Origin of the sequence: Pseudomonas sp. RIT-PI-S, assembly GCF_025642975.1 — a bacterium.
GTDB lineage: Bacteria > Pseudomonadota > Gammaproteobacteria > Pseudomonadales > Pseudomonadaceae > Aquipseudomonas.
In genome coordinates this window covers 814598-840769 of the sequence record NZ_JANZKJ010000001.1, presented here as the reverse complement: position 1 = coordinate 840769, position 26172 = coordinate 814598, and the positions used below count along the sequence as shown (strand labels likewise).

Here is a 26172-nt window from a genome sequence, read left to right as displayed (position 1 = left end):
CCTGGCAAAGCGGATAGGCGACCAGCACGGCGCGGTTTCACCACGGCGTGCCGGGGGCATACAGTAAGACAATCGTCTGAAGCTTTAGATCATCTCCTCGCCGCCTTTCCCACCCAACACAATCTCCCCGGCCTCGGCCATGCGCCGGGCGATGGTAAGAATTTCCTTCTGCGCGGTTTCCACGTCGCTGACGCGCACCGGCCCCTTGGAGTCCAGGTCGTCGCGCAGCAGCTCGGAGGCACGCTTGGACATATTCTTGAAGATTTTTTCCTTGATGCCGTCGTCCGCGCCCTTGAGCGCGACCACCAGCACCTCGGACGACACCTCGCGCAGCAACGCCTGGATGCCGCGGTCGTCGACGTCCTTGAGGTTGTTGAACACGAACATCAGGTCTTCGATCTGGCCAGACAGCTCGGCATCGATCTCGCGGATCGAGTCCATCAGTTGGCCTTCGACCGAGCTGTCGAGGAAGTTCATGATGTCGGCAGCGCGCTTGATACCGCCCAGCGTGGTACGAGCGGTGGTCGAGTTGCCCGCGAACTGTTTCTCCAGAATGGTGTTGAGTTCCTTGAGCGCCGCCGGTTGTACAGTGTTGAGCGAAGACACCCGCAACACGATGTCCAGCCGCGCCTTATGGTCGAAGTGGCCCAGCACCTCGCCGGCCTGGTCGGGGTCAAGGTAGGCGACCACGATGGCCTGGATCTGCGGGTGCTCGTAACGGATCACGTCCGCGACCGCGCGCGGCTCCATCCACTTGAGGCTGTCCAGCCCGCTGGTGTTGCCACCAAGCAGGATCCGGTCGATCAGGCCGTTGGCCTTGTCCTCGCCCAGGGCCTGGGTCAGCATCTTGCGGATGTAGCCATCCGAGCCGACGCCCAGGCTGGTCTGGTCGCCCACGCTGGCGACGAACTCGGTCATTACCTCTTCGACCTGTTCGCGGTGCACGTTGCGCATCTGCGCCATCGCCACGCCCACTCGCTGGACCTCCTTCGGCCCCATGTGGCGTAGCACTTGGGCGGCGTCGGTTTCGCCCAGCGACAACAGGAGAATGGCTGCCTTGTCGACCTTGGTCAGCTTGGGTGCGGCAACTGCCTGATTGCTACTCATCTGCGTTGATCCACTCTTTCACGACCTGCGCGACACGGCCCGGGTCTTCGGCCACAAGACTCTTGATTGCGTTCAGCTGGGCGTCATATCCCTCGGTCGGGCTTGGCAGCATGATGCTCTGCGGCCCGCCCAAGCTGACCCGATCATCGGCCAGCTCACCACCCATGCCGGAGAAACCGCCGGCCCCGATCACACCACCGCCGCCTGGCACGCCTTCACCGTCCAGCGCCAGCTGTTTGGATTTGCTCGCCCCAGTGATGTTGTTGAGCACGGGGCGCAACACACCAAACACCAGCAGCAGAATGAACACCACCCCAAGGCCCTGCTTGACGATGTCCCAGAACCAGGGTTGCTGGTAGAAGGACGGCTCGGCGATCACCTCACCCTGGTTGGGGTTAAAGGGTGCGTTGATCACGGTCACGCTGTCGCCGCGGCTGGCATCGAAGCCCACCGCGTCCTGCACCAGCCGCTGGAAGCGGGCCAGATCTTCCGCGCCCCAAGGGGCATGGGTGATCTCGCCGTTGGCCGGGTTCAGCTTGGCCTGGTCATCCACCACCACCGCGACCGACAGGCGAGTCAACCGGCCCTGCTGCTGACGGGTGTGACTGATTGATCGATCGAGCTCGAAGTTCTTCGTCGACTGCTGACGCTTGTCCGCCGGGTATGGGGCGAGCATGGGCTGGCCGGTTGCGGGGTCCATGATCTGCTGGCCGTTGGCGTCCAACAGAGGTTGGCCAGGCGCAATCGCGCCAGGTGCCGCTGGGGCAGCGCCCTTGGTGGTCTGCGGCGCGCTGGCGGGGCTCGGCGGCTGGTTGCTCAGTGCTCCCGGCACGCCCTGCGGGCCACTGCCACTGGAGCGCTGCTCGGTAACCGATTGTTCGCTACGCAGCGCCGGCTGGTCCGGGTTGAACTGCTCGGAGGTCGACTCCACGGCGCTGAAGTCCACCAAGGCAGACACTTCTGCCTTGAACCGGTCGTTACCCAGCACCGGCTGGAGAATGCTCTGCACCCGCTGGGTAAGCATGGTTTCCATGCGACGGGTGTAGTCGAACTGCTTGCCAGCCATGCTTAGCTCGGAGTTCTCACCCAAGTCGGACAGCAGGGTGCCCTTCTGGTCCACCACGGTCACGCCGTTGCGGTCCATCTCCGGCACGCTGGTGGCCACCAGGTTGACGATGGCCATGACCTGGCCCGGATCGAGCGTACGCCCGCCATACATCTCCACCAGCACCGAGGCGGTGGGTTTGCGTTCATCACGAACGAACACAGAACTCTTCGGGATCGCCAGGTGCACACGTGCACCCTTCACCCCATTCAGGGCGGAGATGGTACGAGCCAGCTCGCCTTCGAGGCCGCGACGATAACGCGCCGCTTCCATGAACTGGCTGGTGCCCAGGCCTTGGTCTTTATCCAACAGCTCGTAGCCGACATTGCCATCCCCTTGCACTACGCCGGCAGATGCCAGCTTGAGACGGGCACGGCCGATGTCTTCGGACTTGACCAGCAGCGCGCCGGAGTTCGGCTCTACGGTGTAAGGAATGTCGGAGGCGGCCAGGGTATCGGTCACCTGCTTGGCGTCCATTCCCTGAAGGCTGGTCAGCAACGGGCGGTAGTCCGGCTGCTGCGACCACAGGACCACGGCGAAGCCGATCGCCACGCTGGCGGCCAGGCCGACCAACAGGCCAACCTGCCGCAGCACCGGCATCTTCGAGATATTTTCCAGGAAGGCCATGCCAGGCATCGACTTGCCGCCTGCGGGGCCACTCTTGGCCGGTACGTTGTCCGTTGTTGCTTCCGCCATGACCTAACCTGCCCTCAAACCGGCATTTGCATAATGTCTTGGTACGCCTGAACCAGTTTGTTACGAACCTGGGTCAGCGCCTGGAAGGACACACTCGCCTTCTGCGAGGAAATCATCACGTCCGTCAGGTCGACGCCGCTTTTGCCGATCTCGAAGGCGTTAGCCAGCTGATTGGCGGCTTGCTGGGTATCGTTCACCTTGCCCACCGCGTTGCCGAGCAGGTCAGCGAAACTGCTGCCGCCGGTTTCGCTCACAGCCGACGCTGCCGCGGCCTTGGACGTACCCATGGCTTCGAGCTGCATGGAACGCATATCCATCATCAACCGATTGAATTCAACACCTTGGGTCATGTGGGCTGCTCTCCGGGGCCTGGAAGTTTTTTTGACGCTTAAAGCATCAGTTGCCATGGAAGTAGCAAGAGCGATGCCAACGCAACAGGGGTGTCACATCAGCTGGCGAACAGGTACGCCTCGACGTCCATTCCGGCGTCTCTCATTTGAGCGAGCTTATACCTCAAGGTTCGCGGGCTGATGCCCAACCGCTCGGCGGCTTCCTTGCGGCGGCCGCGCTCGGTGCGCAAGGTATCGAGGATCAATTCGAACTCGCGGCGACGCAGATCATCGCCAAGCCCAACGGCAGGCGGCGCTTCGGGCGAAGCGGCGGGAAACACCGAGGCTACTGGGCTGGCGCTGGCCTGGAGGCAAAAATCGGCAGCCTCAACCACGCCGTCTTGCTGCAAGATCAACGCCCGCTGAAGGGCGTTATCCAGCTCGCGGACGTTGCCCGGCCAACGGTAAGCCACCAGCGCGGCCCGCGCGTCGTCCGACAGCCGGACAACCCCGAGCTTCATTTTGCTGGAATGGTGACCGAGCAGACGTTCGGCTAACGGCAGGATATCGCCCGGCCGCTCGCGTAGCGGCAACCAAGCCAGAGGGAAGACCGACAGGCGGTAGTAAAGATCTTCGCGAAACCGGCCGGCAGCAACTTCGTCCTGCAACTGGCGGTTGGTGGTGGCGACGATGCGTATATCCAAAGGGATCGGCCTGCGCCCGCCCACCCGCTCCACTTCGCGCTCTTGAAGCACCCTCAGCAGCTTGGCTTGCAGGCCAAGGGGCATTTCGGAAATTTCATCGAGCAGCAGGGTGCCGCCGTTGGCCTGCTCGAACTTGCCCGCCTGTGCGGCAATCGCGCCAGTGAACGCGCCCTTCTCGTGGCCGAATAGCGTGGCTTCGAGCATGTTGTCGGGAATCGCCGCGCAGTTGATCGCCACGAAGGGCTGCTCGGCGCGGGCCGAATGCCGATGGATGTAACGCGCCAACACTTCTTTACCCGTGCCGGACTCGCCGGAAATCAACACAGTGGAATCGCTGCGGGCTACCTTCACCGCCAAGGCCAGCAGCCGCTGGCTGGCCGGTTCGCACGCCACGGTGTTGTCCCCCTCGGCTGAGGGCAGGCGCCCCAGGGCGTGGCGGCCGATCAGTTGCAACAATGCCTTGGCATCGAAAGGTTTGACCAAATAATCCACCGCGCCTTGGCGCATGGCTTCTACAGCCCGCTGTACGCTGCCATGCGCGGTCATCAGCAATACCGGCAGCTGCGGCCAGCTGGCGCGGAGCCGCTGCAGCAGCCCATGCCCGTCCATGCCAGGCATGTTGACGTCGCTGATCACCAGGCTGAAGGCCTCGCGCTCTACCCGGGCCAATGCCTGCTCGGCGCAGGCCACCGCCACATAGTCGTGGCCGGCCAGCAGCAAGGTGTCGACCAAGGCTTCGCGTAGGGCGCGGTCATCTTCAACCAACAGTATTTTTACGCTCATTCGCCGTCCTGCCCTTCAAGCAATGGCAAGGTCACCAATGCGCAAGTGCCGCGGCCGGGCCTGGAGCGCAACCGCAGCTCACCGCCATGAGCGCGCACCACTGACAGCACCACGGCCAGGCCAAGGCCGGTGCCGTTGGTCTTGGTAGTGAAGAAAGGCTCGCCCAGGCGGGCCAGGGTAGCGGCATCTATGCCAGGGCCTGCATCGCTGATGCACAGCCGTAGCTGGCTCGCGCGCCTATACAGATGGACCTTGAGCCGGGGCTGCGAGTGCGATTCATCGCTGCTGGCCTGGATGGCGTTCTCCAGCAGATTGAGCAGTGCTCCCACCAAAGTGTCGCGATTGCACCACAACTCGCCTTGGCGTACGTTGCACTGCCAGCGTAATGCCAAGCCTTCGGTGCGCGCATGGGCGGCGTCGCGCAGCGCCGCGAACAGGGCCGCCGGAGCCAAGCGATCATTCAACGGCAGCTCGCCGCGGGCGAAAACCAGCATATCCCGCACCTGGTGCTCCAGTTCGTGGAGGCGATCCTTGAGTCGTCCGGCGAAACGCTGGCGGGTCTCGTTCGCCAGCGCTGGCTCCTGCAGGTGACTGGCATAGAGCATCGCGGCCGAAAGCGGGGTGCGGATCTGATGTGCCAATGAAGCGACCATCCGGCCCAAGGCCGACAGGCGCTCATGGCGCGCGAGCTGATCCTGCAGGCGACGGGTTTCGGTCAGATCGGTGAGCAACACCAACTGACCGGGCTCGGCACCCAGCGAACGCGTGGCAATGGACAGGCGGCGGCCGTCCTTCAAAGACACTTCATGGCCGTCGTCGCGCCGGGGCGCGAAGCACCGGGCAATCACCTCACGCCACAGCTCACCCTCCAACGGGCCGTCGAGCAGGGCGAGCGCAGCCGGGTTGGCTTCCGCGATGCGGCCGTGCCCGTCGATCACGATTACCCCGCCGGGCAGCAGGTCCAGCAAGTGCTGCAAGCGGTTGGCCAGGCGTTCTTTTTCCGCCAGCTGCTGTAAACGATCGGCGCCGGCCTGCGCCAGCTCACCCTTGAGATGGCTTACGCGGCTCTCGAGCAGGTTATAGGAGTCGTTAAGCTGCGCAGACACCTGGTTGAACAGGGCAAACGCCTGGTCGAGGTCGTGCGCGACGCTAGGGGAGGCTTCACGGTCTTCAGCTAGAGGGGCGGCCCTGGACATCATCAACTCTCATGGCTCACCGTCAGAAAACGGTATGGATGCCGGAGTGCTGCAATTGATGTGCCGGGGTTTGTATCAGGGGTGATATGAGGGCGTGTTCCTGAGCCCGTCCCTACAGGGTTGCGCTTGCCCTGTAAGACCGGGCGCCGCCTGCGAACCAAGCGGCGCCTGAACCTAGGCCGTCATTCGTCGCCGGCGTCGTCGCCTTCGCGGCGGCTCATGCCGTACTTGCGCATTTTTTCCACCAAGGTGGTACGGCGGATACGCAGGCGCTCGGCGGCACGGGCAACGATACCATTGGCGTCGTCCAGCGCCTGTTGGATCAAGCCTTGCTCAAGGCCACCGAGGTAGTCCTTGAGATCCAGCCCTTCCGGCGGCAGCAACGCGTTGGAGGCGAAATCGGGCGCGTGGCCGTTGATCGCCACGCGCTCCTCGAGGTCGCTGCGCAGGCTGTCCACCAATTGCTCGTCTTCGTCGTCCACATAGCGAAACTTTTTCGGCAACTCCGACACACCGATCACGCCATAGGGATGCATGATCGCCATGCGCTCGACCAGGTTGGCCAGCTCACGGACGTTCCCCGGCCAGGCATGGCGGCAGAGCGACATGATCGCGGCGGAGTTGAAGCGGATCGAGCCGCGCTTTTCATGCTCCATGCGCGAAATCAGTTCGTTCATCAGCAACGGAATGTCTTCTACCCGCTCACGCAGGGGGGCCATTTCAATGGGGAATACGTTAAGGCGGTAGTAGAGGTCCTCGCGGAAGCTGCCCGTCTCGATCATGCCTTCGAGGTTCTTGTGGGTCGCCGCGATGATGCGCACGTCGATGCTCTGGGTCTTGTTGCTGCCTACCCGCTCGAAGGTCCGCTCTTGCAGCACGCGCAGCAGCTTGACCTGCATGGGCAGCGGCATGTCGCCGATTTCGTCGAGGAACAGGGTACCGCCGTTGGCCAATTCGAAGCGGCCGGCGCGGCTGGTGATGGCGCCGGTGAAAGCACCCTTCTCATGGCCGAACAATTCGCTCTCAAGCAGCTCGGCGGGGATGGCGCCGCAGTTGACCGGCACGAAAGGCGCATCACGACGCTTGGAGTGGTAATGCAGGTTACGGGCGACGACTTCCTTGCCCGTGCCCGACTCGCCCAGGATCAATACGCTGGCATCGGTATCGGCCACCTGCTGCATCATCTGCCGCACGTGCTGGATGGCGCGGCTGGTGCCGACGAGGCTGCGGAACAGGTTGGGCTCGCGTTGGCGCCCGCGCTCACGGGCCTGGTCGTACATCTCGCGATACACCTGGGCGCGGTGCAGCGAGTCCAGCAACTTGCTGTAGCTGGGCGGCATTTCCAGGTTGGAGAGTACCCGGCGGCGCTGGTCGTCGGTCAGCTCCACATGGGAGCTGTCTCCAAGCAGCAACACCGGCAGGAATTCGTCCCAGGCGGCGATGGTCTTGAGCAACCCGGCCAGGTTCGCCGGCGCATTGAGCGTTCCGACCAGCACGCAAAGCACTTCCCGGCTCGACGCCAGCCCTTCGACCACACGCTGCCAGTCGGCGCTGGCACAGGGCAAATTATCCTCGCCCAGGAAACTGAGGATCACCGCAAGGTCACGGCGGCGAACGCTATCGTCATCGATCAGCAGAATTTTCGTTTCACGCCACATGCAATAGCAACTTCCCTAGTCAATGCCCGCTACGGCCCGATGCCCGCTACGGCGATTTACCACGTCTTGGCTGTACACCCTAAGACGCCGGAGCCTGATAAGCAGGCACTAGTAAAGTCAAAAACTCCGGCATAGTCAAATTTATGGCGCATTCAGCGCTGCCGGGCCCTGCGGCATGGCGCTTGGCAGGGATCAACGGAACAGCTGGTAGACCTTGCTGGCGCTCTGCCCCTGACGGACCTGCTTGAGTTCTTCGGCTACCGCCTGGCGCTCTCCACGGCTGGCTTCCACCAGTTGCCGGTAGAGGTTGAGCAGTGCTTCGAGGTTGTGCCTGAGCACCGCCGGGTCCACCGCCACGCCGTCGAACAGCCCGTCGAGGCAGGCACGGCATTGCAGGTCCAGCTTGCCGATGGCAGCCCAGTCTTTTACCGCCAGGGCGTCGCCCAGCGCTGCCCGGGTGTATTCGATGCGTTCCAGGGCACTCATGGTCGAGTCCTCGCGATTATTCCTGAGGGACATGGCCAATCGCATCCCAGCCAGCCTTTACGGTGATCATAAGCCGAGCGACTTCGTCGATGATGGCCGGATCGTTCTTGCGGTTAGCCTGAAGCAGCTGCTTCATCATGTAGGCGTAGAGCTGGTCCAGCCGGGCAATGCCCTTCTTGTCGTCGGTTTTCTCTGGGTCCAGGCCTTCGCGCAGGCCACCAATGATTTCAATGGCCTTGCCCAGCATAATGCCCTTGGCCGCGAGCTGGCCACGCGCCATTGCCCCCTTGGCCTGAGCCAAGCGGTCCAACGCGCCTTCCATCAGCATTTGCACCAGCCGGTGCGGGCTGGCCTCGGACGCCTGAGCGTGGGAGTTGACTTTCTGGTATTGGCGAAGCGCCTTCATTGGATGCATTGCGGTTGGCCTCAGGAATTAGGGCAAAAAATCTGTGGGACCAGTCGGTTCCCTTACTTAGTTTATCGACACTAAGCCGGTTAACTTTAACGGTGCCCAGTAATGAAAAAGCCCGGGAGCCTGAAAGCGACTACCGGGCGGAAAAACCACTCTAACGATTAATCATCGGAGTTGTTCAAGGCGTTAAGCGTGGTGAGCACACTGCTGCTCGTGGAGTTCAGCTGGGCCACCAAGGTATCCATCAGCGTGTACTTGGCCGTGAGCGTCGCCTGGAGCGCTTCGGTGCGGCGGTCCAAGGCATCTTGCTGGTCATCGAGGTCGCTCAGCTTGGCGTTAAGCGTCTTCTGCCGGGTTTCGAGGATCCCACCAGTCTCGGTGTAATCGTCGAGAATGGTGTCCATACGGGTGATAATGCCGTTGTCGCCAGTGAACAGGCTGGCGACGTTACCGTATTGGGTCTTCATCGCCGAGGTCCACTTGGTGTCATCGAGCGACAGCAAGCCCGTGGTCGAATTGGTCCCTACCCCCAGCTGCGAAAGTACGCTCAACGAGCCGCTGGTGGTGCTTTCCTTGGTCAGCACCTCGTGGATCTGCGACACCAGCTTACGCACCATGGAATCACCGGTCAGCGCGGCGGCCGTGGTGGTGCCTGAGCTGTCGGTGCTGGTCGTTGCGCCGGTGGAGGTCACCTTGGTCTGGTTGTTGATGACCGTCATCATGGTGTTGTAGGCATCCACGAACGACTGCACCGACTTCTTGAGCGTGTCGCTGTCCGCAGACACACCGATGGTGGTCGGGGTGGTGGCCGATGCGCTCGCGCCAGTCAACGTCAGGGTCAGGCCGCTCACCGCCGTAACGGTATTGGAGCTGCTGGTCATCGCCAGCCCGTCGACGCTGTAGGAAGCATCGACCGGCCGCGCCGTGATATAGCCCGCGCTGGTGGCGTCGCTGCTATTGAGGTGCGCCGTTCCGTCGATGGTCAGCTCGGAGATACCACTGGTGGAAATGTCCGACCCCGCGCCCGTAGTGGTAGAGGTCAACACCAGCCGCGAACCGGTGGAGTCCGTGACGATGTTGGCGCTGATACCGCTGGAGGTCAGCGACGAGTTGATCGAATCCCGCACGCTGCTCAAGGTTGCCCCGGAGCCTACCGTCACCGAATAGCTGTTGCTACCTTGGGTGATGTTCAAGGTGCCAGAGCTGATCGCAGTGGTCGACCCACTGGTGAACAGTTTGCTCGAAACCTTGGAGGCGGTCGCGATGTTGCCCACAAGCAGGGAATAACTGCCCGTGGAGGCGGTGTTGTCCGATGTAACCTTGGCTACCGACTCGTTCGAGGAAGTTGCCGTCAGCCCCATGAACGTATTGGTAGTGTTCAGCGCGGCAGCCGCCGTCTGGAACGCCGCCAACGCGCTCTTGAGGGTACCGATGCCGGACAGCGTGGTATTGGTCGCCGTCTCCTGCTTGGTGATCTGCGTTTGCTTGGGGCTGCTGGACGCATTGACGAGCGCCGTGACGATCGCTGCAGTATTGATGCCCGAACCCACGCCGCTTACTGTGATCCCGCCGCTCGAACTGACCGACGTGGTGGATGTAGTGGATGAAGTCGTAGTCATTAATCCTCTCCTGGGGGTCAGCAACGCCGAGAATCCGGCGCCGCTACCTTCTTCACCGGAACACTACAAGTTCCGTGCCCAATTCAGACCTTCTCGTCGAACAGTAAGCTGTGAGGGTCCTTCAGGCGTTGCGCCATCTTCAAGGCTTCTTCGGAGGGAAGCTGTCGAATAACCTCACCGCTTTGAGTCGCGACAATTTTCACCACGACGTCACCGGTGGTCTCGTCGATGGAAAAATTGAGGTTGCGCTGGTTTGAATCGACGAACGCCTGAATGTCCTGAACAGCTTTTTCGACCTGGTTACGCTCAACCTTGCCGGTGGCCTTCACATCACCTGTGGCCGACGACGTGTCGGTGGCGGGTGTTGTGTTGTCACTGGAAGTTGGCGCAGTCATGGGCTTACTGATCTCAAGCGCCTTTACTGCATTGACACTCATGTCCATAACCGTCACCTCAGGGTGAAAACAACGAAAGGGCGCGCTCTGCGCACCCTCTCGTCATTGATCATCGACCGTTATTACTGAAGCAGTTTCAGTACAGCGGAAGGGATCTGGTTGGCCTGGGACAGGATCGCGGTGGAAGCCTGTTGCAGGGTTTGCTGCTTGGTCAGCTCAGCAGTCTCGGAAGCGAAGTCTACGTCCTGGATCGTCGAGCGAGAGGCCGTAGCGTTCGAGATGATGTTGCTGATGTTATCGATGGTGCTGGTCAGACGGTTTTGCTTAGCACCGAGGTCGGCACGGGTGTCGTTCACGGTGTTCAGTGCGGCGTCGATGGCGCTGATGGCCGAGTCGATCGCGTCGTGGGTACCGCTTACGCTCGAACCGGTGATCGCTGCGCTGCTTACGCCCAGGCCGGAAGCCGAAGCGTTCAGGCTGATGCCCAGGTCGATGTGCTGGTCAGAACCGGTCATGGCACCAACCTGGAACTGCAGGCCGGAAGCCGAACCGTCGAGAAGCTTCATGCCGGTACCGAAGGTGGTCGACGTGGAGATACGGGTCAGTTCGTCGCTCATCTGGGTGAATTCAGATTGCAGTGCACCACGGTCAGCGCTGCTGTTGGAGTCGTTGCGGGACTGAACAGCCAGTTCACGCATACGCTGCAGGATGCTGGTGGTTTGCTGCAGAGCGCCTTCAGCGGTCTGGGCAATCGAGTTTGCGTCGTTGGCGTTCTTGGTAGCTACGGTCAGACCTTTGATCTGAGTGGTCAGACGGGTAGCGATCTGCAGGCCAGCGGCGTCGTCTTTAGCGCTGTTGATTTTCAAACCCGAGGACAAACGAGTCATCGAGGTAGCGGTGGCGCTGGATGCTTTGGTCAGGTTGGATTGAACGGTCAGCGAAGCGATGTTGGTGTTAACGGTCAACGACATGACGAATTCCTCAGGGGGGGTTGTGTACTTGGCTATCCGGCCCTGGCTGAGCCGGGTGTGGCCTAGAGAACCTTCGTAATAGTTATCGTCGTGTTGGTCGCTTGCTTGAGGGGCTTTTCGAAGTTTTTTTCTTCTTTGCTGTTTTTGCCATCGTTTCCAATGGGTTACGGCGTTAACGCCGCAGCTTAGAAGAAGAAAACTGTGATTCTCTTGGCATTTGTCATCCGGCCTTACTTGCGACGTATGACTTTACAAACTTGCCAGAGGGATCACGCGGCGGGTTAAAGTGTTACCACTTGCCCTGCCCGATAAGCGCTTCCAACTCGTACATCAGGTAATCGGCAACCCCTAGCCAATCCTGAAGCTGTTGGCGAGAAAAAATCTCCATCACCAGCAACCCCCACTGTTGCTGCACATCATCAGGCGCGGTCGCGAACAGTGGCGCAATCCGGTCGAACAGATCCACCATGCTCAGCGCGGCCTCCACATCGCGGCCAAGCCGAAACAACCCGGCGCAGGCACGGGCCTCTTCTATAAGCAGCAAAGAGTCATCCATGGGCCAGGCCCTCGGCGAAAGTGGTGCCTGCGATAAAGGCACCGTCACGGCTGGAATTGAAGAAGGCCACTTCCGGGTGCTGGGCGATATAGCGTTCCAACTCGGTGAGGTAGCCGCGCAGGTTGAGCTGCGTGCGTACCCGCCCGCCATGGCCATCGCCTACCCAATAGCGGGCGAGCCTGGCCGGCGAGCCGAACTCGCCATCGTCCCAGCCCGCGTGAGTCTTCTCGTAAGGGAATGCGAAATCAGCGCCGAACAGCGTCACCCGTACCGCGCCCATGCGCACTGCCAGGTCCACGGCGGGGTGAATGACACTGCCGCCGCTGTGCAGCAGGCCCTTGGGCAAGCGCTGACGATACGGGGCATAGGCTGGGCTCGCCGAATAGGCGGCCAAGCGTGGGCCGTGCCATTGCTGCAGAACCTGCGGGGCGACCATGGGCAGGTAAACGAGGGGGATCCCTGCCGACTGCTCGCCGGGCAAATGGCGCTCCCGGATATGGCGGTCGATGGCGATCACCACGTCCGCCACGATCCCGTGATCGAGCAACGGCCGGTAAGCGGTGTCCACGCATATGATCAGTGGGCGCTCGGCCGTCGCCTGGCTGAGGCGAAGATGATCGTAGTGGCGCTCCAGCGTCGGCCCAGTGGCCACTATATAGACGTGGGCACCCGGCGCACTGCCGAACAACTGGGCGACGTCGCCATCTTGCGCCAGCAGAAGCTCGTTGGACTGCAACCGAGCTATTACCGCAGGATCGTCAGCCTCGAAAATCCGGTTGTTGAAGCCTAAGTGCACTTCGCTTACCAGGCGATCACGAATCTTGGCCGCCTGGTCATCGGCCAAAGCCAATTCGGAGGGCAGCGCGAAGAACGGGAGGCTGATTTCCGCCGTATCGCCGGCATACGCCAGCCCAACGCGTGGGTCACCCAGCCAATCGAGCTGGTCGAGCGCCCCGAGTGCCAAAGCAAACACTGCGCCGTTAAGCACATGCACGTGCAGCCTCTGTAAGGTCGGGGCCTGGAGCAGGATGCGCTGCAGGTCGCCCAGGCCCGTGCCGTACACGTGGAGTTCGGGCGCTGCGGTGGGGAGCGAGGCCGCCTGATAGCGGGCCTCGGCAAGGCGATCATGGCGGCTCGTGAGTTGAATGCCCCTGATGCGCAGGGTCTGGTCATGGCCTTCGATCACTTCGGCGTCGAGCTGGTGTGGCGCTTCATGCTCGAGCCGCGCGGCCACAGAGGGCCAGCGCTGGCGGATCAACGCCAGGTTTTGCGTCAGGATGTCATCGATCAAAATACGTGCCCGCGAGGTAGATCCTATTCGCGGTAGAGGATAGCCGATCCCCACGACAGCCCGACACCGAAGCCGCTGATCGCCACACGCTTCCAGCTCGAGCCGAACAAGTGCCTTTCAAGCAGCAACGGCACGCTGGAAGAGACGGTATTGCCGGTCTCGACCATGTCCTTGACGAATTTCTCTGGCTGGGCTTCCTCGAACCGGCGCGCCACCGCGTCGACGATCGCCGCGCTGCCCTGGTGAATGCAGTAGGCGTCGATGTCCGAGTGGGTAAGCCCAGACATTTCCAACAGCGAGTGCAGGTGCGCCGGCACTTTCACGAGGGCGAAGTTGAACACCTGGCGGCCATTCATGAAAAACGTACCGTCCTCGACCTTCAAGTGCGCCGCCCCGGAACCATCGGTGCCGAACAACGACTTGCCCAGTTGCCAGGTAGCACCCTCGCCCATCCAGGTCGCGGTGGCCGCATCGCCAAACAACATGGTGGTGTTGCGGTCTTCGGGGTCGACGATCTTCGAATAAGGGTCGGCAGTGACCAGCAGCCCGTTTTTCAGGCCAGCGGCTTCCATGAAGCCCTTGAGCGCATAGATGCCGTACACATACCCAGAACAGCCCAGGGAAATATCGAAGGCGGCAATGCCGGTGGGCAAGCCGAGTTTGTCTTGCACGATCGCCGCAGTGTGTGGCAGCCCTTCGGCATCGCCATTCTGGGTTACTACGATCAAGGCATCGATGGCGTTGCGGTCCAGTGCCGGATTGTTGGCGAACAAGGCATTCACCGCTTCCACGCACAAATCCGAGGTCTCTTGCTCTGGGGCTTTGCGGGGCAGGAAGGCCGAGCCGATCTTGCCGAGAATGAAGTCTTCGTCTTTGCCGAATTTCGCACCCTGGGCGTAGTTGTCCAGGCCGGCAACCGGTACGTAACTCGCTATGCTCTTGATGCCAATCATCCTGGCTTCCCAAAAAAAGATCGCTGGAATAACGCGCCGTCACCCAGACGTAGCGCTCACAAAGGCCTGAACGGGCAGCCCGGCGATAGGCTGCGGGCAGCCTGGGGCCCTTGTTGCCTCAGGTTACAATATTGAAGAGATGCGCAAAATGACCAACAGGTCACGCGTAGTGTGCAGGAATCTCTGCCAAGGGTGCATGCGGGAGAGGATACACCGCGAACAGCCGTACGCTTGGCGCGCAGGCTAAAGCCCGCGCCACCAACGCCTAGCCCGGCAATACCGCTCTCGCGGTACGCATTGGCAGAGTATTTGCTGCGGCTCTGCCATTGCCGCCGCGCGGCCGTTTTCTTGACGGTTCTGCCTTGGGTGCGGCGTGCCCTGTGGAGTGGGTCATCACATGTCAAAAGTCATCCCGGTCACCAGCCCCCTGCTACCGCCCCTCGAGGAGTTCATTCCCTACCTGGAGCAGATGTGGGAGAGCCGCCGGCTGACCAATGGCGGGCCGTTCCATGAGCAGCTCGAACAGGCCTTGGCTGAATACCTGGGCGTGGATTACCTGTGCCTGTTCGCCAACGGCACCCTGGCGCTGGTCACCGCGCTGCAAGCCCTGCGCATTACTGGCGAGGTGATCACCACGCCCTACTCCTTCGTGGCCACTGCCCATTCCCTGCTGTGGAATGACCTGGCGCCGGTGTTCGTGGACATCGATCCAGTCACCTGCAACCTGGACCCGGCCAGCATCGAGAAAGCCATCACCCCGAAAACCACTGCGATCCTGCCGGTGCATTGCTACGGCACGCCTTGCGATGTGGAGAAGATCCAGGCGATTGCCGACAACTATGGGTTGAAGGTCATCTACGACGCTGCGCATACCTTCGGCGTGCGCCAGAACGGCACCAGCATCCTGCGCCATGGCGACCTGTCGATCCTGAGCTTCCACGCCACCAAGGTGTTCAACACCTTCGAGGGCGGCGCTATCGTGTGCCCGGACGCAAAAACCAAAAAACGCATCGACTATCTGAAGAACTTCGGCTTTGCCGATGAGGTCACGGTGGTCGCCCCAGGCATCAACGGCAAAATGAGCGAAATCAACGCTGCCTTCGGGTTGCTGCAGTTAAAGCACATCGACCGGGCCCTGGGCATGCGCCAGCGCATCGACCAGCGCTACCGGGAAGCCATCGGCCAGATACCCGGCCTGGAGCTGTTCACCCTGCCGCAGGGGCATGAGGCGAACTATTCGTACTTCCCCATCCTGGTGACTGAGCGTTATCCGCTCAGCCGCGACCAGGTGTACGAACTGATGCGTGCCCATGACATCCTGGCACGCCGCTATTTCTATCCGCTGATCTGCGAATTTCCGATGTACCGCGGGTTGCCGTCGGCGGACCTGAGCAAGTTGCCGGTGGCCAAGCGTATTTCTTCGCAGATCCTCTGCCTGCCCATCTACCCCGACCTGCCAGATGAAGTGGTCGATACCATCTGCACGCTGTTGCGCCAAGGGGCCGGGCAATGAAGGCTCGTAATGTCCTGGTCTTTCCGGCCGGTACTGAAATCGGCCTGGAAATTTTCAATGCGTTGCGCGGCTGCAAGGAGACCCAGGTATTCGGCGCCGGCCAGGCGGTGAGCAACCCGGCCCAATTGGTGTTCGACGATTACCACCTGCTGCCGAACATCTCCGAGCCGGGCTGGTTGACGGCACTGGTCGCGCTCTGCCAGCGGCTGCAGATCGACTACATCTACCCCGCCTACGATGACGTCATCGTCGCGCTACAGGATGTGACCGAGCAACTGTCCTGCGCGGTGATCGCCGCCAGCGCCGAAACCTGCCGCATCACTCGGAGCAAATCCCAGACTTACCGCGCCCTCCACGGCTGCGTGAAGGTGCCGAGGGTGTTTGCCGAGCCCGCGCAGGTGGAGCGGTTTCCCGTATTCGTCAAGCCTGATCGCGGCCAGGGCAGCCAGGGCGCCACCCGGGCCGATGATGCCAAGGCGCTGGAGATCGCCTGCGCAGCGGTGAGCGAGCCGCTGATTTGCGAGTATTTGCCGGGCGAAGAATTCACCGTGGACTGCTTCTCCGATCGTGAGCGCGGCCTGCTGTTTGCGGCGGCGCGGCGCCGGGTGCGCATGCGCAACGGCATCGCGGTCAATAGCGTGAGCGAAGACTTGCCCGGCATCGAGCGGATCGCCGCTGCCATCGGCGATCGCCTGCGAATGCGCGGCCCTTGGTTCTTCCAGGTCAAGCGGGCCGAAGACGGCGAGCTGACCTTGCTGGAAGTCGCTCCGCGCATCGCTGGCTCCATGGCGCTGAACCGGGTACGCGGGGTCAACTTCCCGCTGCTTGGGATCTACGAACACGAGCGCTTGCCCCTGGGGCTACTGACCTATGCCGGCAGCGTGGAGATCGACCGTGCCCTGGCCAACCGCTACCGCCATTCGATCGAGTTTTCCGTGGCGTACATCGACCTGGACGACACCCTCATCCTTCGCGGCGAGGTGAACCTGCCTGTGCTAGCGCTGATTTTCCAGTGCCTGAACCGCGGCATTGGGGTGAAATTGATTACCCGGCATCGGTTCGACGTGCAGGCCACGCTCAGCCAGTATCGCCTCGCCGGGATCTTCGACGAGGTGATCCATATCGTCGATGGACGGCCGAAGTCGGCCTTTATCAAAGAGGCCGATGCAATCCTGGTGGACGATAGCTTTGCCGAGCGCCTGGACGTCACCCGCCAGTGCGGTATCCACACCTTCGATTGCAGCATGATCGAGATGCTGCTTAACGCGCCAGCACCCGCAAGGGTGTAGAAGCCGGCGAACGCTCTCGAGCTGCGCCCGGGCCCGCAGTGGAGGTGTAGGACGGGCGCTTCCCGGAAACGAGGTGGCGCCGGCGGTTCGCAGGCGCCTTCCGACAAAGGCCGCCTTAATCCATCAATGGCCCCCAGGCCGCCAGCCACCGCTCGGCCTGCTCGCCTTGAATCAGCCCCCTCGCCATGACCTCGGCGTGCAGCTTACTGGCGGCGCCTTCACGCTGTTCAGGCGCGTCCAGCCAGGCCTGTAAGGCTGCGCTGACTGCCTCCAGGTCCGGGCCTGCGCTTGCCACCGGCCATGCCGAGGGACGATTACTGATGACCGCCGCACCACAGGCGCCATGTTCCAGGACCCGCTGCTCGGCGAGCGCGAGCTGGCTGAACCCATCGGCCACCGCCACCACCGCCACGTGCAAGCTTAGTTGCGCGAGCTGCGAGGGGTAGCGATGAGGCGCCACCGCTGGGTGAAACTCATCCACCCAAGGGCGCAGCGAGGGCGGCAACTGGCCGATGACCACCCAATGAACCCGCCCGGCGAACTGCTCCAGCAGCCCGGCGAGCAACGTGCTATCCAGGCTATGAAGGTCGTCGCAAACCAAGCCTGCGCGTACCCGGGCACTGGCTTTTTCAGGCTGCGGTAAGTCTGCCCACAGCAGCGGGGCAAGCCGGGTGGGCAGCACTTCGATGCGCGGGTGCGCACCGGCAACCCGCTCGGCCTGCTCGGGTGTCGCCACCAACACCTTGTCGAACCCGGCCAATGCCTGGTTCAGCGCCGCGGGTTCGAGCTGGCTGTCAGCAGCGCTAGCCAGGTCGCAGATCCGGCACGGCGCCAGCTGCCCGGCGCGTGCGGCATCCAGGCCGAAATCGGCTACCGTCGCGCCTAGCGGCAACACCACCGAGCCCGGCACCAGGCGCAGCCATTCGCTGACCCGCAACGCATGCGGGGTCAAGCCACCTTCGAGCAGGCCGGAGGCACGCAGTGCTTCCAGCGGCTGCACGATGCGTGGATCGGCGCTGCCGGGGGCGCCACCGCCCACTACCACCGGCAACCCGGCGAAGGCCAGCGGCCGCCACAGTGCCTGCGGGTCCGGGTCGAAATCGAAGCCGTTGCCACGCTGCGCATACAGGTGGCTGGCGCAGGGGTCGCGCCCCAGCGAGGCCCCCCACTGCGCATACATGGCCGCTTCGTCGAGGGCAAGCAAGCCGGCGTCGGTACCTGAAGAAGCCGGGCGCACCGGCTCGGTCTGGGCCACCCAGGCGCGCGGCGTCCACACATTCAAGTAGCCGGCCCAGTGCAGCTTCAGGCACAAGTCCACATCGGCCCAGCGCTGGCCAAAACGCTCATCGTCGAAGCCACCCACCTGGCGGAAGATAGCTCGCGACATCATCAGGCAGGCAGCGGACAACGCCACCACATTGCGCTGCACCTGCACATACTCCACAGGCCCCTCTTCGCGGCGTAGCAAAGCGGTTTCCGCCGGCCCTTCCAGGCCCAGGCGAAGGCCAGCGTCCAGCAGGCGCTCGCCGCGCTCTACCCGGCGTGCACCCACGGCACCGACTTCTGGGCGCAGGGCCTGGTCCAGCATCAGTTCCAGCCAACGCTCTTCAACCACCACGCACGCAGGATCGAGCAACGTGATGAAGTCATGATTGAGCGCTTCGACCGCGCCGTTGATGGCCGTGTTCACGCCGAGCGGGCGCGGGCTGCGTACGGCCAATACCCTGCCGTGGGCCTCGCCCGCCAGTTCGTCCATCCATTCGCCCAGGGGTTCGGTGGTTCGCTCGGTTTCCACCAGCACCACCTGGAAATTCGTATAGCCGGTGAGCATCAGAGCGCTGCTCACGCAGCGCTTGAGGATCTCCAGCGGGCCCTGCGCCGGCACCAGCACGGCCACCGTTGGAGAAACCTGGCCCTCGCCGAGGTGGCCGTAATCCAAGTGGTAATGGCGGTTGGACGGTTCGGCGACCTGAGCGTGGCTATATCCGCGCCGCTGCAAATGCTGCAACAAGGCCCGGCGCTCATCCGCACATGGCTGCAAAGGCCGGGCGTCAAGGGTCACCAGTGCCTCGCTGATGTGCCCAAAGCCGTGCTGCCCGGCTTCGATCAGGCGCAGGATCATGTCCAATTCCAAGGCCGCCGGCAGGCTGCCATCGAAGCCGTCCATGGCTGTGAGCGCATCGCGGCGGAACAACCAGTGCCCGGCCATGGCCAACGGCACGCTGAGCAATTGGTCCAGGTTGAAGTTGCCGCGCAACAGCGGCCACAGCCCGCCGTGGCCATCGCTATAGACCTCGTCGCAGAAGATTGCCGGGCAGGCCGGGTTACCCATCAGCTCGAGGAAGGTGACGCTCAAGGCATCGGCATTGATCCGGGTGCCTGCATCCACGCTCAGCAGCCAGTCAAAGCTCAGCTCGGAAATAAGCTGGTTCAGGTGTGCGGCGCGCAGGTTCTGCTGGCTGCTGACCCAATAAAAACGCTCTTCTACTTGCCCGCTGCCCACGTTCGGGCGGCTGGAGAGCACCACCACAGTGGTGTTGGCCAGCAGCGGCGCCTGACGGTCCAGGCTGTGCAAGGTTTGCAGCAACCGCGCTTCATCGTTGGCCAGGTCGTTGATCACCAGCAGCACGGCGGGGCCACCGCCATGCGCGCTGGCGTGGGCATCTATTTTCGCCTGGCGGGCAGGCCCCAGTTGGCGGGCCTGCCACCAGCGCTTGAAGTCCGGCTGGGCATAGCCGGGCAACACTTCGTGGAGCCAGGCGCATAGGTCGAAGGGCTGCCCTGGCTCACCCGCCTTGGCAACCGCCAGCGGCGCACAACGTACATGGGTGTTCTGCGCCTGCGGGCGAACCCAGCCCAGCTCGTTCAGAAGGCGCCGGAACAGCGCGTGATAGGCCCGCGGGCCGCTAGTGTCATCGCGCCCGCCTTGGCTGAACTGCTGCGACGAAACCCGGAACTGGCTGAGGGTTTCGTCGAGCATCGCCAGGTCGCCACGGCGCATCAGCTTGACCCAGATGGCCAAGTCTCCGACCCAGTCGATATGCTGGCCATCGAGGCCGAAGATGCTGTCGCCAAAATCGATCAGGTCGGCCCGGCGGCACAGTACCGAGGTGGGCTCGCCAACAAAGTTGTAGGTGTACTCCCCGAAGAAGGACGTCAGGTCCGGCCCATGGATGCGCATGCTCTCGGTAAAGGGGAAGCGCGTTGCATAGATGTCCGGCAGTGGCAGGCCATCTTCATCGATCAACATGCGCCGTGCGGTTGCCAGGGCCAGGCCCGGGTAGCTTTCTAACGTCTCGACCAGCCGGCGCACGCAATGGGGCGCCAGCACATCGTCGTCGTAGAGGAACTTGACGTATTTGCCCTTGGCGCGGCGCACGCAACTGGTGACGTTGGGCGCCTCGCGCAGTTGCACGGGGTTGCGCAGGTAGTCGATCGGCCAGGGGCTTTCGCCACGCAGCCGCTCGACGATGTCGCTGATCGCGGTGGTGGCGCAATCGTCACCGATGATGATCTCGATCGCCGGATAATCCTGGGCGAAGGCGCTACGCAGGGCAACTTCGAAGAAGGCGGCCTTGTAGGCGGGGATGACGATGCTGACCAGTGGCGACGGTCCCATGAGAGCTCCTGCAAACGGATGGTAATGGGGTGAAAAGGCGGGTGCGCCGGTTTAACCCGGCGTCCAGGCCTCCAGCCAACGCTGCAGCGCCGGCCCATGCAGCATGAAGTCACGGTGAATGGTGTCGCGCAGCGCCTCGCCTTGGGCAGCGCTGGCGGCGGGGTCTGCCAGGTGCGAACGAATCGCCGCGATCCACTCTTCAGTGCCGTTGCTGCTCACCAGGGTCACCGGCAAGGTGCCCCGGTAACTGCGGGTTTCGGTACACACCACAGGGAATCCGCAGGCGCCGTACTCGAGCAGCCGCAAGTTGCTCTTGCAGTCGTTGAAAATGTGCTGTTCCAAGGGGGCTACCGCCAGGTCGAAGTCCAGGCTGGCCAGCTTGGCCGGGTACTGCTCCAGCGGCACCGAACCGTGATACTCGTGGATGTACGGGCGCAGTTCGTCTGGGCACATGCCGAAGAATACCCAGTGCACTTCATCGGCCAGCGCGCGCACCACGTCCTTGATCAGCAACAGGTCGCCGGTATGGCTGGTGCCGCCGCCCCAGCCGACCCGTGGCTTTTCACCCCGCCCACGCTTGCCGCGCAAGTGCACCCAACGCTCCGGAGGCAGCATGTTGGGGACCACGCGGATGTCCGCGCTCATGTCGGCCATCACTTCGGCGAGGGTCTGAGTGGAGACCACCAGCCGGTCACACAGCCCCACGCTATGGCGGAGCGAGGACTGGATGTCCTTGGCGAGGAATCGCTTGTGTTCGTTGGCGCCAGGCACGTCCAGCAAGTAGTCGTCGAGCTCGAACACCCGGAACGCATCGCTGAATCGCTTGAACGACTCGATGCCCTCAGCGGCCCGGGCGCTGTAGCGGCCCTGGAAGATCACTGAGTCTGGGCGGATGCGCCCCATCTCGGTCAGCGAGGGCACGCCGTGGTACACCAGCCCCGTGGCCAGCCCCGCCCGCTCCACTTCATGGAAGGGCTGGATCAGCCGGTAATGGCCTACCGCGCCTGGGTTGATCGGCAGGCACAACAAATGCGGCCGCAAGCGCTGCTGGAACGGTTGCCAGCCCGTGTGCAGGCCGGTGTCGAGGCCGAAGCTTGAGCCACCCAGGGTCAGGTTGGGGTTGTAGGCAGGGTCGGCCACCAGCCGCGGCATCCATCGGCGGTAGGCTTCAGCCATGGCCAGGTCGTAACCCGGGCGGGCCTGCGGGGTGTTTTCCAAGGCGGAGCGATAGCCCAACAGGGCGTCGGGCGTCCACACCACCAGCGCACCGGCGTCGGCCACCCGAAGGCAGAACTCTACGTCGGCGCAATGCTCGCCGAACACGCCGTCGCTCAAGCCACCCAGGCTGTCGAACAGGCTGCGGCGGATCATCATGCAATGCTGGCTGACCGCGCTGTAGTTCTGCGGCACTACCAGGCGTTGCAGGTAGCCGCGCGCTGCAGGCGCCTCGCCGAGGAAAGGCGAACCGGCGATGCCGCGCATGCCGAGGATCAGCCCAGCATGTTCGATGCGCCCGTCCGGCCCTAGCAGCTTGGCACCCGTCACGCCGATTTCCGGGCGCTGCGCATGGGCGAGCAATTCGTCCAGCCAGTTAGGCTCGATGGCGCGGCAATCGGCGCTGAGCAGCAGCAGGTAGTCGCCCTGGGCGTGCTCGGCCAGGGCGTTGTAACGCACGCCCACCACCCGCTCCGGCGCTTGATCCAGCACGCGGATGCGCCCTCCGCCGATGGCCACCAGGGCTTGCAGCCACTCGCGGTTGGCGGCGGACTCACTAGAGTGCACGCCGATGATCACTTCGTAGTGGCTATAGGTGGTCTTCGCTAACAGGCTGTCCAGGCAAGCCTGCATCAGCGCTGGGTTGTCCACGCTCAGAAGCAGGATGGATACCAGCGGCCGCTGCTCATGCAGGTAGCCGGCGCGCAGGAACCCACGCACCTGCGCCGGGCGCCATTCGAAGGCTTGCCCCAGGCGCGACAGATGCCCAGCGAGCAGATGACCGTGCCCTTCGGCCACGCTCGGCTCAGCGAGCCAACTGGCGTAGGGCTGGCTCGCATGCAATAGCACGTCGGCCACATGAGCGATGGCGCCCAAGCCGAAATGCTCGGCCATCCGTAGCACCAGGTCGGCGCCGGCGGCCTCCCCCGCGCCGCCGTCGAGCCCGCCGGCCTCGGCAAAGCCTTGCCTTGAGAAGGCGATGGCCCGGCCAACATAGGGGTAGGCGCGTAGCAGGTCCAGGTTGAACGCCGGCTTGAACACCGGCTCCGGGGTCGCTGCCTGAGCGCCACGGTCTTCGTCGCTATAGCAGGCCTGGAGGCCATTGCCGGTGGCCACCCGCTCGGCGATCTGCAGCAAGGCATGGGGGCTCAGGGTGTCGCCGGCTTGCAGCAGGTAGAACCAGTCGAAGCCTTCGAGCTGAACCAGCAGCTCATTGAGCTGAGCGGCCCAGTCTGCTTGCAACGGCGCGTAAACATGCTCGCCGCGCAGTTCCAGCGAGGGCTGGGCACTGGACAGCACCAGGCACCCGCAGGCCGCATAGCTTTGCGCCGCCACACTGGCGAGCGTGGCCTCAAGCCCTGGCGCATCGTCGCGGGCAATGATCACGGGCATGATCTGCGGCTGGCTAGGCCAACCAGCGATGCGTTCGGCCAGCAGCGCCTTGCCCCCTTCTGGGAAATCCCGGCTTTGCAACCACTGCTGGTACATCTCGGCGAAGGTGCGTGCACTGCTGCCGATGCGATCCCCCTGGGTAAGCGTCTGGATGTGCAGCAGGCGGGTCATCGGCAGCTCGGTGTACTCCCGCTTGGCCTCAGGCACGGGTGGCAGGATCAGGTTGCTGACCCGTACAGAACCCGGCCAGGGCGCCCGCTCACCGCCGACCTGGCCGACCAACCGAACCAGAATCGCCTGCTCGAGATTATGCCGGGCGGTCACATCGACTCCTTCATAGCGGGCGGGCTCAAGACGCTCCGCGCAAAGGGTCTGGGCAATCGCGGCAAGGTGACCGTGGCGCAGCACGCTCACGTACAGGGCCAGGTCGAAATCCACCAGCAGCTCGCTGTCGGGGCTGGCCAAGGCCGGCACTACTCGCTTGAGGTAGTCACGGCGCAGCAGGGTGCAACTCAGGCTGCCGATGAAGTTGATCGGCCAGGCTTCGAAGAACGACAGCAGGTCGCCACCTTTGAGCAGCATGTCCTCGGAGAACAGCGAAAAATTCTCTACCCGCGTGGGCAACAACACACTGTCGGGGTCCGCGAACCAGCGTTGCGCCGAGCACATGCCAGCCTCGGGGTAGGCTTCGAGCGACTGCACCTGGCGCGCCACCAGGACGGGCAGTATCCAGTCGTCACCCAGCAAAAACTTGACGTATTGCCCCTTTGCCTGGCCTAACGCCCAGTTCACATCGGCGGGATAGGCCAAGGGCCGTTTGTGCGCGTGGTGCCGCAGCGGCACTTGCGAGTGCTTGCGCGCCTCTTCGACCAGGCGGGCCACTTCGGGGCTACCGGAACTGTCGCTGACGATAACTTCAAGCGCCGGGTAGTTCTGCCCTAGCGCGCTGTGCAAGGCCCGGTAGAAGTGGGTAGCGTCATGAACAAGAACGGCAATGGTGACCAGCGGTGTCGATTTCATGAGGAACTCGCCTGATGGCCGTTAAAAGCTGCGGTCGGCCAGAAAAATGACGGCAACGATGCCAATAGGCATGGTTTGCAAAACAAGTGCCGGAAAACCGCCCATGAACGACAAAACCGCCAGCACCGCGCCCGATGAAGCATAGGGCAGTGCTGGCGGTTGGGTCGGAATCGTTCCCGGATATGCCCAGGTCCATAGCTGAGTGCCGATCGTTGCAGGCGCTGGCGAAGCCTGCGGCCGGGAAATCGGCCCGGATTGCGCCCAGCCCTCATCCGGGGGCTGGGCAGCGGCTTACAACCGGTCGAACAGGTTCAGCTGGGAGATCTTGGCGAAGGACAGCTGCGCCGCTTGCAGCATGGTCTGCTGCAGCGTGAGCTGGGTAGTTGCCTTGGCCAGGTCCGTGTCGCCGATCTGCGACTGCGTGGTGGAGTTGGCCATCTGCAGGCTTTCGATCTCCGTGGTCTGGATGTCCAAGGCGTTGCCGCGAGCACCGATCGAACCACGGGTCACGTCGACCCTGTTGGTCGCCGACTGCAGGTTACCCACAGCCGATTCCAGGGAGTTACGCAGCTTGAGCTGCGCGGCCGGATCGTTCGCCGTCGGCGTGTTCAACGCCACCTGCAGCTGGTTGAGCGTATCGAGTACGTTCTGCGTGCTGTGGGTGTTGGCGCTGACGGTGAATTGATCGTTGGTCGCCGGCGTGCCGCTGACGTTGAAAGTCACCCCGGTGGTGGTCAGGGTCCCGCTGCCGTCATAGGTACCGCTACTGATCGGCTTGCTCGAATCGGTGATCGGCTGCGCGAACACCTGGTAGTCGGTGGCACTGGAGAACTTGATCAAGGCCCCATTGGTGGGGAAGCCCGCGGTATAGGTCGCGGCGTTGGTCACGCTGCCTGCCGTCATCTGCGCGGTCGAGGTGTTGCTCGCCAGCCGATTGGTGGTGATGGTGTCTGGGGTTGCCTTGAGGCTGAACGTGCGCCCCGCCAACACGGTATCGGCGTTGTCGGTGCTCGGCACGTTGCTGTTCACGTTGAAGGTGACGCCATACAGGCTGACCGTGTCGCCGCCTTCCTTCTTGTAGTTGTAGGTACCCTTGCCATCAGACTGGGCCGTCACATCGTTGCCGCTGGCGTCCGTGATGGTGTACTGGGTGCCGCTGGTGAAGGTCAGGCTATAGGGCTGGCTGGCTGCGAACTTGGTGTTGTAGCTGGTAAGCGAGGTCATCTGCCCATTGGACACCGACAGCTTGCCATCCACGGTCGACGGCGAGGTCTGGGTAGTCTGGGTACGGCTAGTGTTGGTCGCCAGGTCGAAAATACTAAAGCCGGTGTCGTTGGTGGCCACAGAGAGGGTGTCCGATACCTGCAGGCTGAGCTGAGTCTCGTCGCCCTGGTAGGTATAGGTGCCGTCGCTGTTGAGCGAGTACGGCTGGGTGGTGGTCTTGGAACCGGAGAACAGGTACTGGCCGTTGGCGTCCTTGGTGTTGAGCAAACCGTACACAGTGTCCTTGATCTGGCCGATTTCACTGCCGATCGAGGCACGGTCGTCATCGGTCAGCGCGCCGTTACCGGCCTCCAGCGCCAGCTCGCCGGCACGTTGCAAGGCGGTGGTGATGTTCTTGAGTACGCTTTCTTCGGACAGCAGCGAATTGTTGGCGCTGGTGATGTTGGCGCTGTACTGATCCAGCACAGTGCTCTGCTGGCGCAGCTGCAACAGCTTGGACGCACCAATGGGATCGTCCGAGGCGGTCTGGATGCGCTTGCCCGAGCTGATCTGCTCCTGGGTCTTGGCGGTGTCCGAGAAGTTCTTGGCGTAGGTGGTGGTGCTGTTGGCGAAATATTGGCCGGTGGAGATGCGCATGTG

At 62.9% G+C, this 26172-nt stretch carries 19 protein-coding genes; 2 read left to right on the top strand and 17 right to left on the bottom strand.

Annotated elements, in window-relative coordinates:
• Window positions 1–84: 84 nt before the first annotated feature.
• The 14 genes from fliG to OGL93_RS03840 form a co-directional block, all read right to left on the bottom strand.
• Complete coding sequence (fliG, locus tag OGL93_RS03905; RefSeq protein WP_263261040.1) at window positions 85–1107, bottom strand: flagellar motor switch protein FliG; 1023 nt, start codon at window positions 1105–1107, stop codon at window positions 85–87.
• Complete coding sequence (gene fliF / locus OGL93_RS03900) at window positions 1100–2908, bottom strand: flagellar basal-body MS-ring/collar protein FliF (RefSeq protein ID WP_263261039.1); 1809 nt, start codon at window positions 2906–2908, stop codon at window positions 1100–1102. Before fliF ends, fliG begins: the two co-directional genes overlap by 8 nt.
• 14 nt (window positions 2909–2922) lie before the next feature.
• On the bottom strand, window positions 2923–3258 hold the full coding sequence (fliE, locus tag OGL93_RS03895; protein ID WP_263261038.1) for a flagellar hook-basal body complex protein FliE: 336 nt from the start codon (window positions 3256–3258) through the stop codon (window positions 2923–2925).
• A 98-nt stretch (window positions 3259–3356) separates the two neighbouring features.
• Window positions 3357–4724, bottom strand: a complete 1368-nt coding sequence (locus tag OGL93_RS03890; protein ID WP_263261037.1) for a sigma-54 dependent transcriptional regulator — start codon at window positions 4722–4724, stop codon at window positions 3357–3359.
• Window positions 4721–5920, bottom strand: coding sequence for an ATP-binding protein (locus OGL93_RS03885; RefSeq protein ID WP_263261111.1), 1200 nt, complete (start codon window positions 5918–5920; stop codon window positions 4721–4723). Before OGL93_RS03885 ends, OGL93_RS03890 begins: the two co-directional genes overlap by 4 nt.
• Before the next feature lie 182 nt (window positions 5921–6102).
• The gene (locus OGL93_RS03880; RefSeq protein ID WP_263261036.1) at window positions 6103–7578 is read right to left on the bottom strand and encodes a sigma-54 dependent transcriptional regulator; all 1476 of its coding nucleotides are present in this window, start codon (window positions 7576–7578) and stop codon (window positions 6103–6105) included.
• 192 nt (window positions 7579–7770) lie between these two features.
• On the bottom strand, window positions 7771–8064 hold the full coding sequence (locus tag OGL93_RS03875) for a flagellar protein FliT (RefSeq protein WP_263261035.1): 294 nt from the start codon (window positions 8062–8064) through the stop codon (window positions 7771–7773).
• Between the two features lie 16 nt (window positions 8065–8080).
• Window positions 8081–8479 carry a flagellar export chaperone FliS gene (gene fliS / locus OGL93_RS03870; RefSeq protein ID WP_263261034.1) on the bottom strand — a complete coding sequence of 133 codons (399 nt, stop codon included), beginning with the start codon at window positions 8477–8479 and terminating at the stop codon, window positions 8081–8083.
• Between the two features lie 158 nt (window positions 8480–8637).
• Entirely contained in the window at window positions 8638–10095 is a 1458-nt protein-coding gene (gene fliD / locus OGL93_RS03865; protein ID WP_263261033.1) for a flagellar filament capping protein FliD, read from the bottom strand.
• An 83-nt stretch (window positions 10096–10178) separates the two neighbouring features.
• Window positions 10179–10538 carry a flagellar protein FlaG gene (locus tag OGL93_RS03860; RefSeq protein ID WP_263261032.1) on the bottom strand — a complete coding sequence of 120 codons (360 nt, stop codon included), beginning with the start codon at window positions 10536–10538 and terminating at the stop codon, window positions 10179–10181.
• Between the two features lie 74 nt (window positions 10539–10612).
• Window positions 10613–11461, bottom strand: coding sequence for a flagellin domain-containing protein (locus OGL93_RS03855; RefSeq protein ID WP_263261031.1), 849 nt, complete (start codon window positions 11459–11461; stop codon window positions 10613–10615).
• Window positions 11462–11750: 289 nt separating this feature from the next.
• Complete coding sequence (locus OGL93_RS03850) at window positions 11751–12017, bottom strand: hypothetical protein (protein WP_263261030.1); 267 nt, start codon at window positions 12015–12017, stop codon at window positions 11751–11753.
• Window positions 12010–13275 carry a 6-hydroxymethylpterin diphosphokinase MptE-like protein gene (locus OGL93_RS03845; protein WP_263261110.1) on the bottom strand — a complete coding sequence of 422 codons (1266 nt, stop codon included), beginning with the start codon at window positions 13273–13275 and terminating at the stop codon, window positions 12010–12012. Before OGL93_RS03845 ends, OGL93_RS03850 begins: the two co-directional genes overlap by 8 nt.
• 56 nt (window positions 13276–13331) lie before the next feature.
• Complete coding sequence (locus tag OGL93_RS03840; RefSeq protein ID WP_263261029.1) at window positions 13332–14261, bottom strand: ketoacyl-ACP synthase III; 930 nt, start codon at window positions 14259–14261, stop codon at window positions 13332–13334.
• Window positions 14262–14658: 397 nt separating this feature from the next.
• Here OGL93_RS03840 and vioA point away from each other — a divergent pair, with 397 nt between their 5' ends.
• Window positions 14659–15774 (top strand): dTDP-4-amino-4,6-dideoxy-D-glucose aminotransferase VioA, encoded by a 1116-nt coding sequence (gene vioA / locus OGL93_RS03835; RefSeq protein ID WP_263261028.1) that lies wholly within the window; start codon window positions 14659–14661, stop codon window positions 15772–15774.
• Window positions 15771–17063, top strand: coding sequence for an ATP-grasp domain-containing protein (locus OGL93_RS03830; protein ID WP_263261027.1), 1293 nt, complete (start codon window positions 15771–15773; stop codon window positions 17061–17063). The genes vioA and OGL93_RS03830 overlap by 4 nt, the downstream gene beginning before the upstream one ends.
• A gap of 115 nt (window positions 17064–17178) precedes the next feature.
• Here the strand turns inward: OGL93_RS03830 and OGL93_RS03825 are convergent, their stop codons facing one another.
• The 3 genes from OGL93_RS03825 to OGL93_RS03815 form a co-directional block, all read right to left on the bottom strand.
• Window positions 17179–20682 (bottom strand): glycosyltransferase family 2 protein, encoded by a 3504-nt coding sequence (locus OGL93_RS03825; protein ID WP_263261026.1) that lies wholly within the window; start codon window positions 20680–20682, stop codon window positions 17179–17181.
• A 51-nt stretch (window positions 20683–20733) separates the two neighbouring features.
• Window positions 20734–24309, bottom strand: coding sequence for a glycosyltransferase (locus OGL93_RS03820; protein WP_263261025.1), 3576 nt, complete (start codon window positions 24307–24309; stop codon window positions 20734–20736).
• 291 nt (window positions 24310–24600) lie between these two features.
• Window positions 24601–26169 carry a flagellar hook-associated protein 3 gene (locus OGL93_RS03815; protein WP_263261024.1) on the bottom strand — a complete coding sequence of 523 codons (1569 nt, stop codon included), beginning with the start codon at window positions 26167–26169 and terminating at the stop codon, window positions 24601–24603.
• Window positions 26170–26172: the final 3 nt, after the last annotated feature.

What these genes read in the sequence shown, in the direction of transcription:
- fliG (WP_263261040.1), bottom strand. Translation starts at nt 1,107, where the DNA reads ATGAGTAGCAATCAGGCAGTTGCCGCACCCAAGCTGACCAAGGTCGAC.
- fliF (WP_263261039.1), bottom strand. Translation starts at nt 2,908, where the DNA reads ATGGCGGAAGCAACAACGGACAACGTACCGGCCAAGAGTGGCCCCGCA.
- fliE (WP_263261038.1), bottom strand. Translation starts at nt 3,258, where the DNA reads ATGACCCAAGGTGTTGAATTCAATCGGTTGATGATGGATATGCGTTCC.
- OGL93_RS03890 (WP_263261037.1), bottom strand. Translation starts at nt 4,724, where the DNA reads ATGAGCGTAAAAATACTGTTGGTTGAAGATGACCGCGCCCTACGCGAA.
- OGL93_RS03885 (WP_263261111.1), bottom strand. Translation starts at nt 5,920, where the DNA reads ATGTCCAGGGCCGCCCCTCTAGCTGAAGACCGTGAAGCCTCCCCTAGC.
- OGL93_RS03880 (WP_263261036.1), bottom strand. Translation starts at nt 7,578, where the DNA reads ATGTGGCGTGAAACGAAAATTCTGCTGATCGATGACGATAGCGTTCGC.
- OGL93_RS03875 (WP_263261035.1), bottom strand. Translation starts at nt 8,064, where the DNA reads ATGAGTGCCCTGGAACGCATCGAATACACCCGGGCAGCGCTGGGCGAC.
- fliS (WP_263261034.1), bottom strand. Translation starts at nt 8,479, where the DNA reads ATGCATCCAATGAAGGCGCTTCGCCAATACCAGAAAGTCAACTCCCAC.
- fliD (WP_263261033.1), bottom strand. Translation starts at nt 10,095, where the DNA reads ATGACTACGACTTCATCCACTACATCCACCACGTCGGTCAGTTCGAGC.
- OGL93_RS03860 (WP_263261032.1), bottom strand. Translation starts at nt 10,538, where the DNA reads ATGGACATGAGTGTCAATGCAGTAAAGGCGCTTGAGATCAGTAAGCCC.
- OGL93_RS03855 (WP_263261031.1), bottom strand. Translation starts at nt 11,461, where the DNA reads ATGTCGTTGACCGTTAACACCAACATCGCTTCGCTGACCGTTCAATCC.
- OGL93_RS03850 (WP_263261030.1), bottom strand. Translation starts at nt 12,017, where the DNA reads ATGGATGACTCTTTGCTGCTTATAGAAGAGGCCCGTGCCTGCGCCGGG.
- OGL93_RS03840 (WP_263261029.1), bottom strand. Translation starts at nt 14,261, where the DNA reads ATGATTGGCATCAAGAGCATAGCGAGTTACGTACCGGTTGCCGGCCTG.
- vioA (WP_263261028.1), top strand. Translation starts at nt 14,659, where the DNA reads ATGTCAAAAGTCATCCCGGTCACCAGCCCCCTGCTACCGCCCCTCGAG.
- OGL93_RS03830 (WP_263261027.1), top strand. Translation starts at nt 15,771, where the DNA reads ATGAAGGCTCGTAATGTCCTGGTCTTTCCGGCCGGTACTGAAATCGGC.
- OGL93_RS03825 (WP_263261026.1), bottom strand. Translation starts at nt 20,682, where the DNA reads ATGGGACCGTCGCCACTGGTCAGCATCGTCATCCCCGCCTACAAGGCC.
- OGL93_RS03820 (WP_263261025.1), bottom strand. Translation starts at nt 24,309, where the DNA reads ATGAAATCGACACCGCTGGTCACCATTGCCGTTCTTGTTCATGACGCT.
- OGL93_RS03815 (WP_263261024.1), bottom strand. Translation starts at nt 26,169, where the DNA reads ATGCGCATCTCCACCGGCCAATATTTCGCCAACAGCACCACCACCTAC.